At 47.9% G+C, this 15,410-nt stretch carries 15 protein-coding genes; 8 read left to right on the forward strand and 7 right to left on the reverse strand.

Translation table 11 applies throughout. From position 1 onward, the window contains the following. The first annotated feature begins 215 nt into the window (after positions 1–215). The 4 genes from JKP77_RS16175 (at position 216) to JKP77_RS16190 (ending at position 4,787) form a co-directional block, all read left to right on the forward strand. On the forward strand, positions 216–1,295 hold the full coding sequence (locus JKP77_RS16175; RefSeq protein WP_218312200.1) for an AI-2E family transporter: 1,080 nt from the start codon (positions 216–218) through the stop codon (positions 1,293–1,295). Between the two features lie 236 nt (positions 1,296–1,531). Continuing rightward, on the forward strand, positions 1,532–1,996 hold the full coding sequence (locus tag JKP77_RS16180; protein ID WP_218312201.1) for a (2Fe-2S)-binding protein: 465 nt from the start codon (positions 1,532–1,534) through the stop codon (positions 1,994–1,996). Further along, a complete protein-coding gene (locus tag JKP77_RS16185; RefSeq protein ID WP_218312202.1) occupies positions 1,993–4,155 on the forward strand; it encodes a xanthine dehydrogenase family protein molybdopterin-binding subunit in 2,163 nt (720 codons plus the stop codon). The genes JKP77_RS16180 and JKP77_RS16185 overlap by 4 nt, the downstream gene beginning before the upstream one ends. An 11-nt stretch (positions 4,156–4,166) precedes the next feature. Then, a complete protein-coding gene (locus JKP77_RS16190; protein WP_218312203.1) occupies positions 4,167–4,787 on the forward strand; it encodes an Isoquinoline 1-oxidoreductase subunit in 621 nt (206 codons plus the stop codon). Between the two features lie 50 nt (positions 4,788–4,837). Here the strand turns inward: JKP77_RS16190 and bcp are convergent, their stop codons facing one another. Next, positions 4,838–5,308, reverse strand: a complete 471-nt coding sequence (gene bcp / locus JKP77_RS16195; protein WP_218312204.1) for a thioredoxin-dependent thiol peroxidase — start codon at positions 5,306–5,308, stop codon at positions 4,838–4,840. Beyond that, positions 5,286–5,849, reverse strand: a complete 564-nt coding sequence (locus JKP77_RS16200) for a glycine cleavage system transcriptional repressor (protein ID WP_218312243.1) — start codon at positions 5,847–5,849, stop codon at positions 5,286–5,288. The genes bcp and JKP77_RS16200 overlap by 23 nt, the downstream gene beginning before the upstream one ends. 294 nt (positions 5,850–6,143) lie before the next feature. Here JKP77_RS16200 and dapA point away from each other — a divergent pair, with 294 nt between their 5' ends. From dapA to JKP77_RS16220, 4 genes are all read left to right on the forward strand, one after another. Beyond that, entirely contained in the window at positions 6,144–7,028 is an 885-nt protein-coding gene (gene dapA, locus JKP77_RS16205; RefSeq protein WP_218312205.1) for a 4-hydroxy-tetrahydrodipicolinate synthase, read from the forward strand. A 12-nt stretch (positions 7,029–7,040) separates the two neighbouring features. Then, positions 7,041–8,144, forward strand: coding sequence for an outer membrane protein assembly factor BamC (bamC, locus tag JKP77_RS16210; protein ID WP_218312206.1), 1,104 nt, complete (start codon positions 7,041–7,043; stop codon positions 8,142–8,144). Positions 8,145–8,156: 12 nt separating this feature from the next. Continuing rightward, positions 8,157–8,870 (forward strand): phosphoribosylaminoimidazolesuccinocarboxamide synthase, encoded by a 714-nt coding sequence (gene purC, locus JKP77_RS16215; RefSeq protein ID WP_218312207.1) that lies wholly within the window; start codon positions 8,157–8,159, stop codon positions 8,868–8,870. A 247-nt stretch (positions 8,871–9,117) separates the two neighbouring features. Beyond that, the gene (locus JKP77_RS16220; protein ID WP_218312244.1) at positions 9,118–9,936 is read left to right on the forward strand and encodes a DMT family transporter; all 819 of its coding nucleotides are present in this window, start codon (positions 9,118–9,120) and stop codon (positions 9,934–9,936) included. On the opposite strand, the gene JKP77_RS16225 is transcribed toward JKP77_RS16220, so the two are convergent. From JKP77_RS16225 to nrdA, 5 genes are all read right to left on the reverse strand, one after another. After that, positions 9,880–10,527, reverse strand: coding sequence for a hypothetical protein (locus JKP77_RS16225; RefSeq protein WP_218312208.1), 648 nt, complete (start codon positions 10,525–10,527; stop codon positions 9,880–9,882). The two genes, JKP77_RS16220 and JKP77_RS16225, sit on opposite strands and share 57 nt — an antisense overlap. 140 nt (positions 10,528–10,667) lie before the next feature. Continuing rightward, positions 10,668–10,859, reverse strand: a complete 192-nt coding sequence (locus JKP77_RS16230; RefSeq protein ID WP_218312209.1) for a hypothetical protein — start codon at positions 10,857–10,859, stop codon at positions 10,668–10,670. A 392-nt stretch (positions 10,860–11,251) separates the two neighbouring features. Next, positions 11,252–11,524 (reverse strand): class I ribonucleotide reductase maintenance protein YfaE, encoded by a 273-nt coding sequence (yfaE, locus tag JKP77_RS16235; RefSeq protein ID WP_218312210.1) that lies wholly within the window; start codon positions 11,522–11,524, stop codon positions 11,252–11,254. Between the two features lie 11 nt (positions 11,525–11,535). Further along, positions 11,536–12,666 (reverse strand): class Ia ribonucleoside-diphosphate reductase subunit beta, encoded by a 1,131-nt coding sequence (nrdB, locus tag JKP77_RS16240; RefSeq protein WP_218312211.1) that lies wholly within the window; start codon positions 12,664–12,666, stop codon positions 11,536–11,538. Positions 12,667–12,735: 69 nt separating this feature from the next. Further along, on the reverse strand, positions 12,736–15,057 hold the full coding sequence (gene nrdA / locus JKP77_RS16245; RefSeq protein ID WP_218312212.1) for a class 1a ribonucleoside-diphosphate reductase subunit alpha: 2,322 nt from the start codon (positions 15,055–15,057) through the stop codon (positions 12,736–12,738). Between the last annotated feature and the right edge of the window lie 353 nt (positions 15,058–15,410).

The following is a 15,410-nucleotide window of genomic DNA, read 5'->3' on the forward strand; positions in this document are numbered from 1 at the left end:
TTGAGTACTGCAAAGCCTTTGCTGTTAGAACGTATTGAACCGTAAACAGTTTCAAAAATTTATCGTAAATTTTCGCCATTGTGCCGCAGCACTTTGTGCAATACCAGCATATTGTCGGTACCAGAGCGTATTCAGAGCCTTTGTCAGTTGCTCAGACAGGGCGCTTTACTCTATGATGCGACTCCTGAAATCGATTCTTTAGCGGGACGCTATCTATGCTAAGTGTGTTTGGGCGATGGTACCGACGCAAGTTCTCTGATCCGGATTCAGCCATGCTGCTGATCCTCTTATTACTGACCACAGCGATGTTGTTACTGTGGGGTGAGTTAATTATGCCAGTCCTGGTGGCGGCGGTGATAGCCTATTTACTAGATTGGCCGGTTTGTCGTCTCGTAAATCTGGGACTTAGTCGTTCGATTGCGTGTACGTTGGTGCTTCTGTGTTTTATCGCCGTCACTATTATGCTGTTTGTCGGGCTGGTACCCATTATCACCAAACAAAGTATCAACCTGATCCAGGAAACGCCGGTTATCTGGCAACAGGCGCAGGACTGGATCCTGACATTACCAGATAAATATCCGAACTATGTTCAGGTCTATCAGATCCATCAGATGATGGAAGGACTGAATGAAAAGCTGGTTGATGTCGGGGAAACTATTATCTCCGCGTCTTTTAGTAATATTGCCAACGTAGCAGCTTTGCTGGTTTATCTGATATTGGTGCCGTTAATGGTATTTTTTATGTTGAAGGACAAACTGTTTTTCCTCGCCAGCATTTCAAAGTTGTTACCTAAGGAGCGGCGACTGATTTCACAGGTCGGCCATGAAATGAATGCACAGGTAGCTAACTATATCCGTGGAAAGGTAATTGAAATTCTTATCGTGGGTTCGGCGTCCTGCGTGACTTTTGTATTGATGGACCTGCGCTACGCTATGTTACTAGGTGTGCTGGTTGGACTTTCAGTATTGATTCCTTATATCGGGGCTGCAGTTGTGACCATCCCTGTTGCTATTGTTGCCATGTTTCAGTGGGGCATTTCTCCGGAATTCTGGTACCTGATGATCGCCTACGGGATAATCCAGGCCCTGGACGGCAATTTGCTGGTGCCGCTACTGTTTTCTGAAGCGGTAAGCCTGCATCCACTTTATATCATCATTGCGGTACTTTTCTTTGGTGGCCTGTGGGGCTTCTGGGGTGTGTTTTTTGCCATTCCGCTGGCGACGTTAGTAAAAGCGGTGATTACTGCCTGGTCAGGTGGGCCTGATCTCCCGTCAGACCCGCCACTCTCCGAATAATTGCGGTTTACCGGCAGCTTGCGGGCTGCCGGCTTTCTTTCCGATACCTCTGTTCCTTTCTCGCCCTAATTCTCACTGTATTTAACAATTATTACTTTTGGTTAATCTTTCGTGTCTGCCTGTCAGTATAAAAACGTATTCAAATTTTCCTTAATAACAGGCCAACCCTGACGTCAAATTAGCATAGATGTTTGTTGCTTGAGGCATTGACCAGGATCTACACCAAGGAGCAAACCGTGCTTTCATTTACCCTGAATGGCGAAAAGACCACTTTCGATGGCGACCCGGACACCCCCTTACTGTGGGTAATTCGCGATGCCAATCACTTAACCGGCACCAAATATGGATGCGGTATTGCCCAGTGCGGTGCATGCACCGTCCACGTCAACGGCATGAGTAAACGCGCTTGTGTTACGCCGATATCTACTTGCGAAGGCAGTCAGATTACTACCATTGAGTCTGTCGACGGACGCGAAGCGAAAGCCGTACAAGCTGCCTGGAAATCACTTGATGTACCGCAATGTGGATATTGCCAGTCAGGACAAATCATGAGCGCTGTCGCCTTGTTAAAGCAAAAACCATCGCCAAGCGACGAAGATATTGATAATGCAATGGACGGCAATATTTGTCGTTGTGCCACATATCAACGTATTCGCAAGGCGATACATGATGCGGCGAAAGAGATGGAGGCTTCTGCATGAATGATGCACATGTTGCTGACGTATCCCGCCGACACTTTATGCAGGGAACCGGATTAATCATCGGGTTAACCATCCTACCGAAGACGGCTGCTGCCTCTGTTACGCAAGGTAACCCACAAGGCGTAGAGGGCGTCAGTCAGTCCATGAATGCGTTTGTACGCGTCGCGCCGGACAATCAGGTTACAGTACTTTCGAAACACCTTGAAATGGGGCAGGGACCTTACACCGGACTAACCCAGCTGGTCGCCGAGGAACTGGACGCTGACTGGGAAAAAATGCACGTTGAAGCGTCGCCGGTTGATGATGAGGTGTATAAAAACTTTGCACTTGGTATGCAGTTAACCGGCGGCTCGACGTCCATCGCGAATTCGTACGAGCAGTTTCGAAAAGCCGGGGCGACAGCCAAAGCCATGTTGGTTATGGCGGCTGCCGCAAGATGGGGCGTGCCTCAGAACACGTTGACGGTCAGTAAAGGCGTTATCAGTCACAAGGCCTCCGGGAAGTCAGCTAATTTCGGAGAACTTGCTGAAGATGCCGCTGCGTTTTCTCCACCCCAGAACGTGTCACTGAAATCGCGCGATCAGTTTACGATTATAGGAACACATAAGCAGCGTCTGGATACGCCGGCTAAAACCAATGGTTCGGCCGTGTTTACGATGGATGTCATAGCCGATGAGATGCTGTACGCCGTGGTTGCACATCCCCCGAAATTTGGGGCCAGTGTTGACAGTGTCGTTGATAAAGACGCACTCAAAGTGGCTGGTGTGACTATGGTCAAAGCCATCCCTCAGGGGGTTGCGGTGTATGCAACAAGCACGTATGCAGCGCTTAAGGGCCGTGACAAGTTGTCTGTCACCTGGAGTGAGTCAAAGGCAGAAACCCGTTCCAGTAAACAAATTGAAAATGATTTCCGACAGGCGATGTCATCAGGGGGTTTTGAGGCATCGGCCACCGGGGACGTAGAAGCGGCACTGGCGAAGCAGAACGTAACCGTCGTCGAGCAGGAGTATGTCTTTCCCTTCCTTGCGCATGCGCCCATGGAGCCGCTGGATGCTGTGTTGTTAAAAAATAAAGAAGGTGGAATAGAATGCTATGCCGGGGCGCAGTTTCCCGGTAGTGATGCCGATGCTATCGCGAAGGTTTGTGGTGTTAACCGGGAGCAGGTAACAGTGCATGTGCAGCTTGCCGGGGGTAGCTTCGGCCGTCGTGCGCAATTCGGGTCGCCTTATATGACCGAAGCCGCTGAAGTATTCAAAGCGTCCGGTATGGACCGGCCGGTAAAACATATTATGACCCGGGAAGATGACATCAAGGGAGGGTTTTATCGGCCATTAACAATACACAAACTAAAGGCGGCGCTGGATAGCGAGGGTAACATTGTCGCGTGGGACCAACACGTTGCATGTCAGTCGTTGATGGGTAAACAGGATGAGCTTGATGAGACCAGCGTAGAAGGTGCCAGGGAAGTGCCTTATCAGTTTAAGCATCATCGCTGTATGTCGTATAACACAAGCTCAAAAGTGCCTGTACTCTGGTGGCGCTCAGTGGGTCACACCCATACCGGTTATACGGTAGAAACCTTTATTGATGAACTTCTGGAGAAAGGCGGTAAAGATCCAATTGAAGGCCGGCTGGCACTGATGCAGCCGGATTCCCGGGATGCAGGCGTGTTACGCACTGTCGCGAAGATGGCCGATGAAGCGGGTCCTGTTGCCAGTAATGCAGCAAGGGGCGTTGCGGTTCATAAAAGCTTCAGCACCTATGTGGCTCAGATTGCCGAGGTCACGCGTAACCAAAATGGCGAACCTAAAGTTACGCGAGTATGGGTCGCAGTCGATTGTGGTGTAGCCGTCAATCCGAATCACATCAAGGCGCAGATGGAAGGTGGCGTTGGATTTGGTGTAGGTGCAATTTTGTATGATGAGGTGGTGCTAAGTGAAGGCGGCACTGTCGAGCAGTCTAATTTTCACGACTACCGTTCCTTACGTATGAGTGAAATGCCGCATGTAGAAGTTACTGTTATTCAGTCCGATGCGTCACCAACCGGGGTCGGCGAACCTGGCGTTCCCCCCATCGGTCCCGCGGTGGCGAATGCATGGCGCAGGCTTACAGGCGAAAGTACCTATCGATTACCCATGGTTAAAGCAGCGCAAGCGTAGGAGGCGCAATAATGAAAATGTCAGCGAAAAGAGTATTTTGTATTGCTGTGTGTCTTGTTGCGTCAGCAAGTTCGCCCGCCATCGCAGAATCATTAAAGTCAGTAGACGAGTTTGATAATGTGAAAGACGAAAAAGCCCGTTCAGTAGCGATGTTTGAGGAAGTTGGGAAAGTATTACAGCATCCACGATGTTTAAATTGTCATCCGGTGGGTAACCAGCCATTGCAGGGCGAGGACATGGTTTTACACAATCCCCCGGTGCAGCGCGGGCCGGGTAATTTTGGTGTGGCCGGAATGGAGTGCAATACCTGTCACCAGGCGATGAACGTGAAAGTGACCGGGCAGTCTGAAGATGTCAAAAGCATACCTGGTCATCCGAAATGGCATCTTGCCCCACCAGAGATGGCCTGGGTCGGAAAGTCACTGGGAGAAATTTGTCTGCAGCTGAAAGACAAAGAGCGTAATGGCAATAAAACCATGCCGGAAATGATTCACCACATGGCTGAAGATACGCTGGTTGGCTGGGGCTGGGAGCCGGGTGACGGCAGAGAGCCTGCGCCGGGCACACAAGCAGCTTTCGGCAAGTTATTTAAAGCCTGGGTAGATACAGGCGCGCACTGCCCGAAAGTCTGAACAGACAAAAAAGCCCGGTAACAAACCGGGCTTTTCATTATAGGAATCGATTATGCGTTCTGTGACAAATAATCCAGCACTACGATGTGATGCTCTTTTGTTTTAAATTTATTGAAAACGTGCTCGACGTTACCTTGTTCATCAATCAAAAAGCTGATCCGGTGAATACCATCATACTCTTTGCCCATGAATTTTTTCGGGCCCCACACACCGAACGCGTCCGCCACGGCATGATCTTCGTCTGACAATAACGTAAAGTTCAGGTTTTCTTTCTCAATAAATTTTGGCAATCGTTTTACGGCGTCCGGGCTGACTCCCAGCACCACAACATTTTGCTTTTCCAGTTCTTTGTTAATATCACGGAGTCCCTGAGCCTGTACCGTGCACCCCGGGGTCATGGCTTTAGGGTAAAAATAAACCAGGACTTTTTTACCCTGAAGGCTCTGCAGTGAAACGTCATCACCATTTTGGTCGGGTAACGTGAATTCGGGGGCTTTATCACCAGCTTGTAACGTTTTCATTCGGATCCTTATTGTGTTTATCAACTACCTTACCGGTAACCTGTAATGTGTCGAAAAGCGTACTGAGAGATGTTTCGAGCTCGGCGAAATCGATGCTGTCAGGGATATTAACCACAAATTTGCACCGCATCATTTCCTCACCTGTCACCTTATCAGTGAAGGTCCGTTGTCGAAATGCGCTGATAGAGCCCTGACGTTCAGCAAAAAAGCCGGTAACAGCTTTTATCTGGCCGGTAGTATCTTTGCCACTGAACTCCACATCTATCAGGTGCGCCAGATTTTGTTTTGCGTGGTGGCTGGTACGCTTCATCATTGAGAGCAGATCAAGCCGCTGACACAGGGGAGGAATAGTACACTCGGCCTTAGTAATAGCCGGCTGCGACCCTTCCAGAATCATTGTAAGCGAAAACTCCTGACCATAAATAGCCTGTCGGCTGTCGAGAATATTACATTGTGCCTCAGACACGGTGGACGCAATTTCACTGAGAATACCACTGCTGTCTGTTCCCAGGATAGTCACGATAAGTTGATGCTTTGCCATGATTTCTGTGTCAGATTGATTCAGAAGCAGATGGTAGCACAGAGACATTTTTAAGTGCCACTGCCTGTAACTACTTCTCTGGTTGTTCGTGGCAGCGCTATGACAAACCAGATACAATCCGGACCCGATTTCAATGAGTTTGACATTGTAATTTATCAATCGGACAGCCTCCGCCAGACCTTCTGTTGCGCTTATTGATGATGATTACAATTTAATTACTCGATTGCCGCGCTATCTGCTTGTTTTTGCGGTCTGAGATAATTACCATGTGCGCTCACAAATTGCGGAGAGATTATGTTTACTGGCAGTTATGTAGCATTGGTAACGCCAATGGATGACCACGGTGATATTGACTACCCGGCGCTGGAAAAGCTGGTGCAGTTTCATATTGACCAAGGTACTCACGGTATCGTTTCTGTAGGAACGACTGGCGAGTCTGCGACTTTGCCCTTTGACGGGCATGTCAATGTGGTGAAGGAGACGGTTCGAATGGCTGACGGTAAAATTTCGGTAATTGCCGGTAGCGGGGCAAACTCTACTGCAGAAGCGATTTTTCTGACTGAACAAATGAGTGATTTGGGCGTGGACGGCTTCTTAAGTGTCGTGCCTTATTACAATAAGCCCCAGCAGAAAGGCATGGTCGCGCATTTCAACGCGATTGCAGACGCCTCTGATGTTCCCATTATACTTTACAACGTTCCAGGCCGTACGGTGGCAGACATGTTGCCAGAAACGGTAGCAGAATTAGCACAGCATAAAAATATCGTTGGGTTAAAGGATGCTACCGGCGATATTTCACGTCTTAAGGCGACACAGGCGGTTGTCGATGACAGTTTCATTCTGTTAAGCGGCGATGACGCAACGAGCTGTGAATTTTTGTGTGAAGGTGGGCATGGAGTGATTTCCGTTACTGCAAATATTGTCCCTAAAGCCATGGCACAAATGTGTGAAGCGGCGTTAGCAGGAGATTATACCCGTTGTCGCGAGATAGACCGCACGATTGACGCGCTTCATACTGGCCTCTTTATCGAGCCAAATCCCGTGATGCCAAAGTGGGCATTGTATAAAATGGGCATGATGAATAGTGCTCAATTGCGATTACCGATGGTTTTACCGGAACTTGCAAGCAAAAATCATATCGAAGAAATATTAAAAAAATACGCTTTGATTTCTGGTTAATAAGGATCACCGATGAATAAAACCCTGGCTTTAGTAAGTGGCCTGACTGTACTGGCCCTTGCGGGATGTTCAAGCCAACTGGACAGAAAAACCGCTTCAGGCAGTTACGATTATGTCGAAACGGCTGAAAAACAACCTCTTAAGATACCTGACGAACTTGATAAACCTGAGTTTTCTGATGATTTTGAATTACCAGAAGTGGGTGAAGAAGCCGACCGTGATCTGGTTGGCAAAAACCTTGTCGTCATGTCACCGTCGGTAGTGATGCCGGTTGTGACCGGTTCACACGTTGAAGAGGGCACGAAAAAAGCAGTGGTCTGGTTTGATCAGGTTGACGATTCGCAACCATTGGAAAAAGCCATCTGGAATTCGCTGCTAAGTTTTCTTGATCAGCAGGGGATCGGCGTAGACCGCTTTGAGCCTGATGAAGGCGTGCTGGTTACTGACTGGATGATCATCAACAAAGAAGAAGACAGTAGCTGGTATGACTGGACAACAACGGAAAGTCAGATTGGTCGCCGTTTTGAATTTTTGCTGGAGAAAAAGCCCCATGGTCGTACAGCTGCCCTCATGGTTGAGCTAAAAGATTACATGGCGACAACAGGTAACGATGTGGTTGCCAGTGTGAATGATATTCAGGAACGACGTGAGGAGATTGATATTCTCAATCAGGTCATTAACCATTACGAATATCAAATTCAATTGGAAGACAGCCGAAGGATCGCCCGCATTCGTCAGGGTCTGGACGCAGAGATGGGATTTAATCCCGACGGCGAGCCAGCGTATGTAGTCAACGCTCAGTATGACGTCGCCTGGCCGAGAACCTTGCTGGTTTTGCGAAAGCTGGGATTCGATGTAAAAGATCTGGATAAGTCTACCGGCCTGCTATTCGTTTCCTACACAGGTGACGACGACGGGTGGTGGGGAAATCTGTTTAGCAGTGAGGAGGCATTGCTTGAAGAGGGTGATTACCGTCTTAAAGTAAATAAGCTTTCTGCTGAGAAAACCTCAATTACCTTTATGAATGATGAAAGTGAGCCGTTTGAAGCAAATCAGGTTTCGGATCTTTTCGAGTCTTTCTCCAGGGTAATGTCAGAAGATAACCTTGATATTTAATTGAGAGTCATAATGCAAAAACGTGAAGAGCTTTACCGCGGTAAAGCAAAAACAGTGTACACAACTGATGACAGCAACAAACTGATTCTGCACTTCAGGAACGATACCTCGGCTTTTGATGGCGAAAAAATTGAACAGCTCGAGCGTAAGGGTGAGGTGAACAATAAGTTCAACCACTTTATTATGACAAAGCTGGAAGACGCGGGTATCGCTACGCAGGTAGAATCATTGGTATCTGATACAGAATCACTGGTTAAAAAGCTGGATATGATCCCTGTTGAATGTGTGGTTCGTAATGTTGCTGCTGGCTCTCTGGTACGCCGTTTAGGGGTAGAAGAGGGCAAGGAACTGACACCTCCACTGTTTGAATTCTTCCTCAAAAATGACGCGTTACACGACCCGATGGTCAATGACTATCACATCATTTCATTTGGCTGGGCAACGGCAGATCAAATTGAAAAGATGAAAGCGCTGACCTTTGAAGTGAACAGCGTTTTGAAGCGTTTGTTCGATGACGCCGGCATGATCCTGGTGGACTACAAGCTTGAGTTTGGTTTAGACGACGCTGGAAACATTGTTTTAGGTGATGAGTTTACACCAGACGGCTGTCGTTTATGGGACAAAGCAACCCGTAAAAAAATGGACAAAGACCGTTTCCGCCAGGGACTCGGATCAGTCGTTGAGACTTACATCGAAGTGGCCGAACGCCTGGGCCTGAAACTGTAATCACGTTCTTCGTATTTAAAAGGGCCTTTTCAGGCCCTTTTTTGATCTGCGCAACCCTGGTTACAGCGCCAGGTCTTCCTGAGCTCGGTGTTAACACACCAGAGTGACGGTCACACACTGGCTGACGTCAGCATTCAGGTGTCGTGTTATGTATCGGGCTGCTGTATAACGCTATGATATTGTGACACCTTTATTAAACAGAGAGTCCGCTTTGCCTTCGTCATTACGCATTAGTTTTTACACTCTGATGGCTATGATCGCGTTTGCCGCAAACTCATTGCTGTGCCGGATGGCGTTGGTTGAGACGGAGATCTCCCCGGGTATGTTTACAGCCGTCAGGCTACTTAGCGGCGCAATCACCTTATTTGTTATCACACGCCTGCTACGCGTGCCTTCTGTAAAAGCCGGCAGTTGGAGAGGGGCGCTGGCGTTATTTACCTATGCCGCTGCGTTTTCTTTTGCTTATGTGAGCATGAGTACTGGGACCGGCGCGTTACTGCTGTTTGGCTCAGTACAGATCACAATGATTTGTGCGGGTTTGCTGGCCGGAGAACGGTTTCATCGCTGGCAGGTTTTAGGCTTTTTACTGGCAATAGCCGGACTTATTGTATTGCTAATGCCTGGACTGTCAGCGCCGCCATTCGGGGCTGCTGCACTTATGCTTTGTGCTGGTTTTGCCTGGGGTTTGTATTCAATTATGGGGCGCGGTGCCGTATCGGGTATAGCGGTTACCTCTGGTAACTTCATTTACGCGGTGGTTTTCGTGATAGCACTACTTGGTGTATCTGCGGCAATGGAAAGCGAACTGACAGCTGATTTTTCGGGCATGGTGCTGGGCATTGCTTCTGGCGCTCTGGCATCAGGCATCGGTTACACGCTCTGGTATCAGGTGCTTCCACACATCAAATCAACCCACGCGGCCACCATCCAGCTTAGTGTGCCGGTGCTGGCAGTAATCGCCGGCTGGTTATTTCTCTCAGAGGCAATTACCTTACAGATAGTCCTGGCTTCACTTGCAATTCTTGGTGGTATCTGGATTGTCATCAAAAGCCGCAGCAAAGGGTAGAGATTGCCTGCTCAGTGCGCTTTTTCCGTGAAAATGCAACATCGATGCGCCAGCCATAAACAGTAATGTGCTGAAAAGCACATAGTTTTGGGGGGAAGAGGAGTATACGGCCACAGACAGGGCGATAACATTAATGATGCCGTGCGCGGCCAACATGACTGAAAACAAAAAATACTTCTGGCGCTGCCAGTAAATTAAAGCCAGTGCGGTAAGATAAAAGTGTACAAAGACTCTGACGCCCCCCATTACGGCTAGACCGAATAAGCCACCAGACCCGTAGTACATCACTGCAGGAAACTGATCAGGCGCTGTACCATCGGTGACTAACAACACCTGCACTGATGTGGCTACCGGCTCCGCCCAAAGCAGTATGTTTTCGTAACTGGCAATAAGGATGGCGAGTATCCATATCGGGTTGCCCAGTGATGTGGCTAACTTTCCCTTGTCTGACAACGGGACAGCAGCAAATAGCAGCAGGCTGCACACCTTAATCAGTTCTTCAATAGCGCCCCGCAGCAATGTTATGCCATACCGCTCATCGTGCATCAGGTTTTGAGGATCGGTATCAAATGCGCTGACAAGTACCATCATAACCGTCACAAACGCTACGCTCAGAAACGTAGCACTGTATCCCTGCCTGTTATGGCAAAAAGTGGCCCAGCAGCTGTAAAGTCCGGTCGATATCATCGCCAGGCTTAGGGTTATTACTGCTAAATGGGCCAACAAGAGAGTTACAGCCTGTTGTAAGCTGACATCCTGTTTTCACCATAGTGCTGACCAATAGCACCGGCCCAATTTACGTTGTAGGAAAAGACGTCCATGGTTATGCCGAGGCCAAAGATATTCCACTCGCAACAGGTGATAGTTGTTGTGAAGCCTGCACCTGGCAGCTGCGCAACCTCATGTTGAGTTAAAGTTTTCACTTATCAGGTCCTTTGATATCTGTGCAACATTGCACACGGATAAGTGTGCCAGAGATATGCCGAGCCGTTAACTGTACCTAATACCAATCCGCATAGGGGTTTGCCCACTCAGCAAGACTGTCAGGCTTTTGGCTAGGCTTGGTTGCACAGGTTTGATGGTTCCAAATCAAGTAAGCATAACAACGCCCGAAAGTCTGACAGCTCGCCCTTAGGGAGTTGCCCGAAGGGAGTGGCCAAAACGACTTACATCTGTGTTGCGTCCTCTGGACATAGAGTGACTATGCCTCAGAGAACGCGTCGTGATCTAAGTCGTTTTCGACTAGCCCTCAGGGATCACTCTGAGAGGGTAAACTCCTATGCGGATTGGTATAAATGCAGAACGATGTCAGGTATTAAAGCTGTACTTTAATTTTCAGCGCACTAAGCGGTATACAGCAACACGGAAGAATTTCGTCATCATCGATGAATGCAAGGGGATCGGTAGTATAATCGACTTCGCCGTCGAGCAGCTTGGTGCGACAGGCACCACAAAACCCTTCACGGCAATGGTAATGGACGGGGATATTTGCAGCTTCCAGCGATTCTAAAAGCGTTTTCGAAGGACGTGAGGTAAGGCATCCCACATCGACAACATCGATGTGGAATGTATCATCGCTTTTTTTCATTCACGCGGGGATTACAGCTCGAAATCCGCGAAATCGTCTTCACTGACCGCTGAATCGATTTGACCCACCAGGTAAGAACTGATTTCTGACTCCTGAGGCGCTACCTGCACATTGTCTGAGTTAAGGTAGTTGTTCATCCAGGGCAGGGGATTGCTTTTCACATCAAACGGCATATCGAAACCAATGGCAGACATGCGCTGATTGGCAATGTATTCGACGTACTGGCACAGAATATCTTTATTCAGACCAATCATAGAGCCGTTCTGGAACAGATAGTCAGCCCATTGCTTTTCCTGTTCAACAGCATTCATAAAGATAGCACGGGCTTCTTCACGGCACTCTTCCGCTATTTGTGCCATTTGGGGATCGTCTTTGCCTTTCGCCCACAGATTTAAAATATGCTGTGTTGAAGAAAGGTGCAGATTCTCATCGCGTGCAATGAGACGGATAATTTTCGAATTCCCTTCCATCAGTTTACGTTCAGCAAACGCAAAGGTGCAGGCAAACGAGACATAGAAGCGGATGGCTTCCAGTGCATTAACCGAATTCATACACAGGAACAATTTTTTCTTAAGCTCGTACTGATTAATCGTATGAACCTCGCCATCGACGGAATGATCGCCTTCACCCTGTGTCTGCCACAGTTGTGTTGCGAAGATCAGGTCATCGTAATATTTAGAGATATCCGAGGCACGACGCTTAATTTCTTCATTTACCACGATGTCTTCAAAGATATCGCTGGGATCTGAGAACAGGTTACGCAAAATGTGGGTGTACGAACGGGAGTGGATCGTTTCGAAGAACGACCAGGTTTCTACCCATGTCTCAAGCTCGGGCAATGACACAATTGGCAGAAACGCGATGTTCGGACTGCGGCCCTGCACGGAATCAAGCAACGTCTGGTATTTCAGGTTAGAAATAAAGATGTGCTTTTCCGGTTCGGTCAGCTTCTGAAAATCTACACGATCACGTGTTACGTCAACTTCTTCCGGACGCCAGAAAAAGCTGATCTGCTTCTCGATGAGCTTCTCGAAAATAGCATGTTTTTGCTGGTCATAACGGGCGACGTTGACCGGATTACCAAAAAACATTGGCTCAACCAACGGGTTGATACTTTGCTGATTAAACGTGGTGTATTTCATAGTGGCCTAATAAAGTTAAAACAAACGCGTTTATTATCGGTGTTCTTGCTGTTTTGAATGGGGGGCGCGCTATATCTTGCACGCACCGCCCGCACAATCATCATCTTCTACCATCACGGCTTCCTGAGCATTTGGCTTCTGCTGTTGCTCTTTGACTTCCAGAGAGCTGGAGTCGGAGGCACCGTCACGGGTGTTGTGATAGTACAATGTTTTCACGCCCAGTTTATAAGTGGTAAGCAGGTCTTTCAGCAACAGCTTCATCGGTACCTTGCCACCATCATACTTACCCGGGTCGTAATTGGTATTTGCTGAGATAGTCTGATCGATAAACTTCTGCATGATACCAACGAGTTGCAGATAGCCATCGTTAGAGGGAATATCCCATAATAACTCGTATTGATCTTTAAGGTTTTCGTAATCGGGCACGACCTGCTTCAGCACACCATCTTTACTGGACTTAATGCTGATGTGGCCACGTGGTGGTTCAATACCATTGGTGGCGTTAGAAATCTGTGAAGACGTTTCTGACGGCATCAGCGCAGACAACGTAGAGTTGCGTAAGCCATGCTCCTTAATGTCGGCGCGTAGGGTCTCCCAGTCCATTTGCAGAGGCTCTTTACACACACTGTCCAGATCTTTCTTGTAAGAATCGATTGGAAGAATACCTTGCGAGTAGGTTGTCTCGTTAAATTTCGGGCAAGCCCCTTTTTCTTTTGCCAGGTTGTTTGATGCTTTAAGCAGATGATACTGCATGGCTTCAAACGTACGATGCACAAGACCGTTAGCGCTGAAATCTGAATATTTCACGCCATTTTTAGCAAGGTAGTAAGCGAAATTGATTACGCCAATACCCAGTGTGCGACGGCCCATCGTGGCGTTATAGGCTGCCGGGACCGGATAATCCTGATAGTCCAGCAAACTGTCCAGCGCACGTACCGCCAAATCTGACAACTCTTCAAACTCATCCAGCGACTTAATAGCACCTAAGTTAAACGCCGATAGTGTACACAGTGCAATTTCACCGTTTTCGTCGTTAACATGTTCAAGGGGCTTCGTCGGCAGCGCAATTTCAAGGCACAGGTTACTTTGACGTACCGGCGCTACTTCCGGATTAAACGGGCTATGCGTATTACAGTGGTCAACGTTTTGCAGGTAAATACGGCCAGTGCTTGCACGCTCCTGCATAAACAAGCTGAACAGCTCCATTGCTTTAATTTGCTTCTTGCGAATGCTGTCATCGTTCTCGTATTTGACGTATAGCTCTTCAAACTTGGCTTGATCAGCAAAGAAAGCATCGTACAGTCCAGGAACGTCTGACGGACTGAACAGCGTGATATAGCCATCTTTCATCATGCGCTGATACATCAGCTTGTTAAACTGCACACCATAATCAAGATGACGAACACGGTTTTCTTCTACACCACGGTTATTTTTCAGAACCAGCAGCGATTCGACTTCCATGTGCCAAAGTGGATAGAACAACGTAGCCGCACCGCCGCGAACGCCGCCCTGAGAACAGCTTTTAACTGCTGTCTGGAAGTATTTATAAAACGGAATACAACCAGTGTGGAAGGCTTCACCACCACGAATAGGACTGCCCAGTGCGCGAATGCGACCGGCATTTACGCCAATGCCAGCACGCTGACTGACATACTTAACGATAGCACTGGCTGTAGCGTTAATAGAGTCCAGACTATCACCTGTCTCAATCAGAACACATGAGCTGAACTGCCGTGTCGGCGTACGCACACCAGACATAATTGGTGTAGGCAAAGACAGCTTGAAAGTAGACGCCGCATCATAAAAGCGACGAATATAGCTCAACCGTGTGTCTTTAGGATAATTAGCAAACAGGCAGGCGGCTACCAAGATATAAAGGAACTGTGCACTTTCGTAAATTTCACCGGTAACACGGTTTTGTACCAGGTATTTACCTTCAAGCTGTTTGACCGCGGCATAACTGAAGTTCATATCGCGCCAATGGTCAATATAGCTGTCCATTTCGGCAAACTCTTCAGCAGTGTAGTCTTTTAGCAAGTGCTCATCATATTTGCCCATGTCTACCATCTTGGCGACGTGGTCAAACAGGGCAGGTGGCTCGAATTCACCGTACGCTTTTTTGCGCAGATGGAAAATGGCCAGGCGCGCTGCCAGATACTGATAGTCTGGTGCATCGGTTGAAATTAAATCTGCTGCAGATTTGATCAACGTTTCATGAATTTCGCTGGTATTAATACCGTCATAAAACTGAATTTGTGCTTTGATCTCTACCTGGGAGACAGAAACATTGTTTAGCCCTTTGGCTGCCCATGTGATGACCTTGTGAATTTTTTCCAGATCGATGGGCTCTTTTTCACCGTTTCGTTTGGTGACGTATAGATTATTGTTCATTGGTACTGGCCGTTTATTTGTTAGCGCGTGAAGCGAAGGTTTTTGCACCCGATTTTTATTGTTTCTGAGCATCCGGGACTCAACCCCGGATCTCGTGCGATCAATATACTGCGAAAGAATGATCTGACACGATCCCAAGCGGCAGCGTTGCTGTTTTTAATTCTTCTTCGCTTACGCGTTCGCTTTGGATTAAACACAAGATAGTGAGGTTTTGGTTTTAATGCAACCCAATATCTGGTGGTTATTCCAGCAGTCAGGCACAAGTGATTTTCAGGTTAGTAGTGACTCACCTAAAAGCGTTGAACAAGCGTTAATTATCGCAAATGCAAGCATTTTACTGATCATATTTTTTT

Origin of the sequence: Alteromonas antoniana (genome assembly GCF_019249295.1) — a bacterium.
GTDB lineage: Bacteria > Pseudomonadota > Gammaproteobacteria > Enterobacterales > Alteromonadaceae > Alteromonas > Alteromonas antoniana.

Coding starts and splice junctions, on each gene's coding strand:
- nrdA (WP_218312212.1), bottom strand. CDS start 15,057: ATGAACAATAATCTATACGTCACCAAACGAAACGGTGAAAAAGAGCCC.
- JKP77_RS16200 (WP_218312243.1), bottom strand. CDS start 5,849: ATGGCAAAGCATCAACTTATCGTGACTATCCTGGGAACAGACAGCAGT.
- JKP77_RS16225 (WP_218312208.1), bottom strand. CDS start 10,527: ATGATGGTACTTGTCAGCGCATTTGATACCGATCCTCAAAACCTGATG.
- JKP77_RS16190 (WP_218312203.1), top strand. CDS start 4,167: ATGAAAATGTCAGCGAAAAGAGTATTTTGTATTGCTGTGTGTCTTGTT.
- bcp (WP_218312204.1), bottom strand. CDS start 5,308: ATGAAAACGTTACAAGCTGGTGATAAAGCCCCCGAATTCACGTTACCC.
- JKP77_RS16175 (WP_218312200.1), top strand. CDS start 216: ATGCTAAGTGTGTTTGGGCGATGGTACCGACGCAAGTTCTCTGATCCG.
- purC (WP_218312207.1), top strand. CDS start 8,157: ATGCAAAAACGTGAAGAGCTTTACCGCGGTAAAGCAAAAACAGTGTAC.
- JKP77_RS16185 (WP_218312202.1), top strand. CDS start 1,993: ATGAATGATGCACATGTTGCTGACGTATCCCGCCGACACTTTATGCAG.
- bamC (WP_218312206.1), top strand. CDS start 7,041: ATGAATAAAACCCTGGCTTTAGTAAGTGGCCTGACTGTACTGGCCCTT.
- yfaE (WP_218312210.1), bottom strand. CDS start 11,524: ATGAAAAAAAGCGATGATACATTCCACATCGATGTTGTCGATGTGGGA.
- dapA (WP_218312205.1), top strand. CDS start 6,144: ATGTTTACTGGCAGTTATGTAGCATTGGTAACGCCAATGGATGACCAC.
- JKP77_RS16220 (WP_218312244.1), top strand. CDS start 9,118: ATGGCTATGATCGCGTTTGCCGCAAACTCATTGCTGTGCCGGATGGCG.
- nrdB (WP_218312211.1), bottom strand. CDS start 12,666: ATGAAATACACCACGTTTAATCAGCAAAGTATCAACCCGTTGGTTGAG.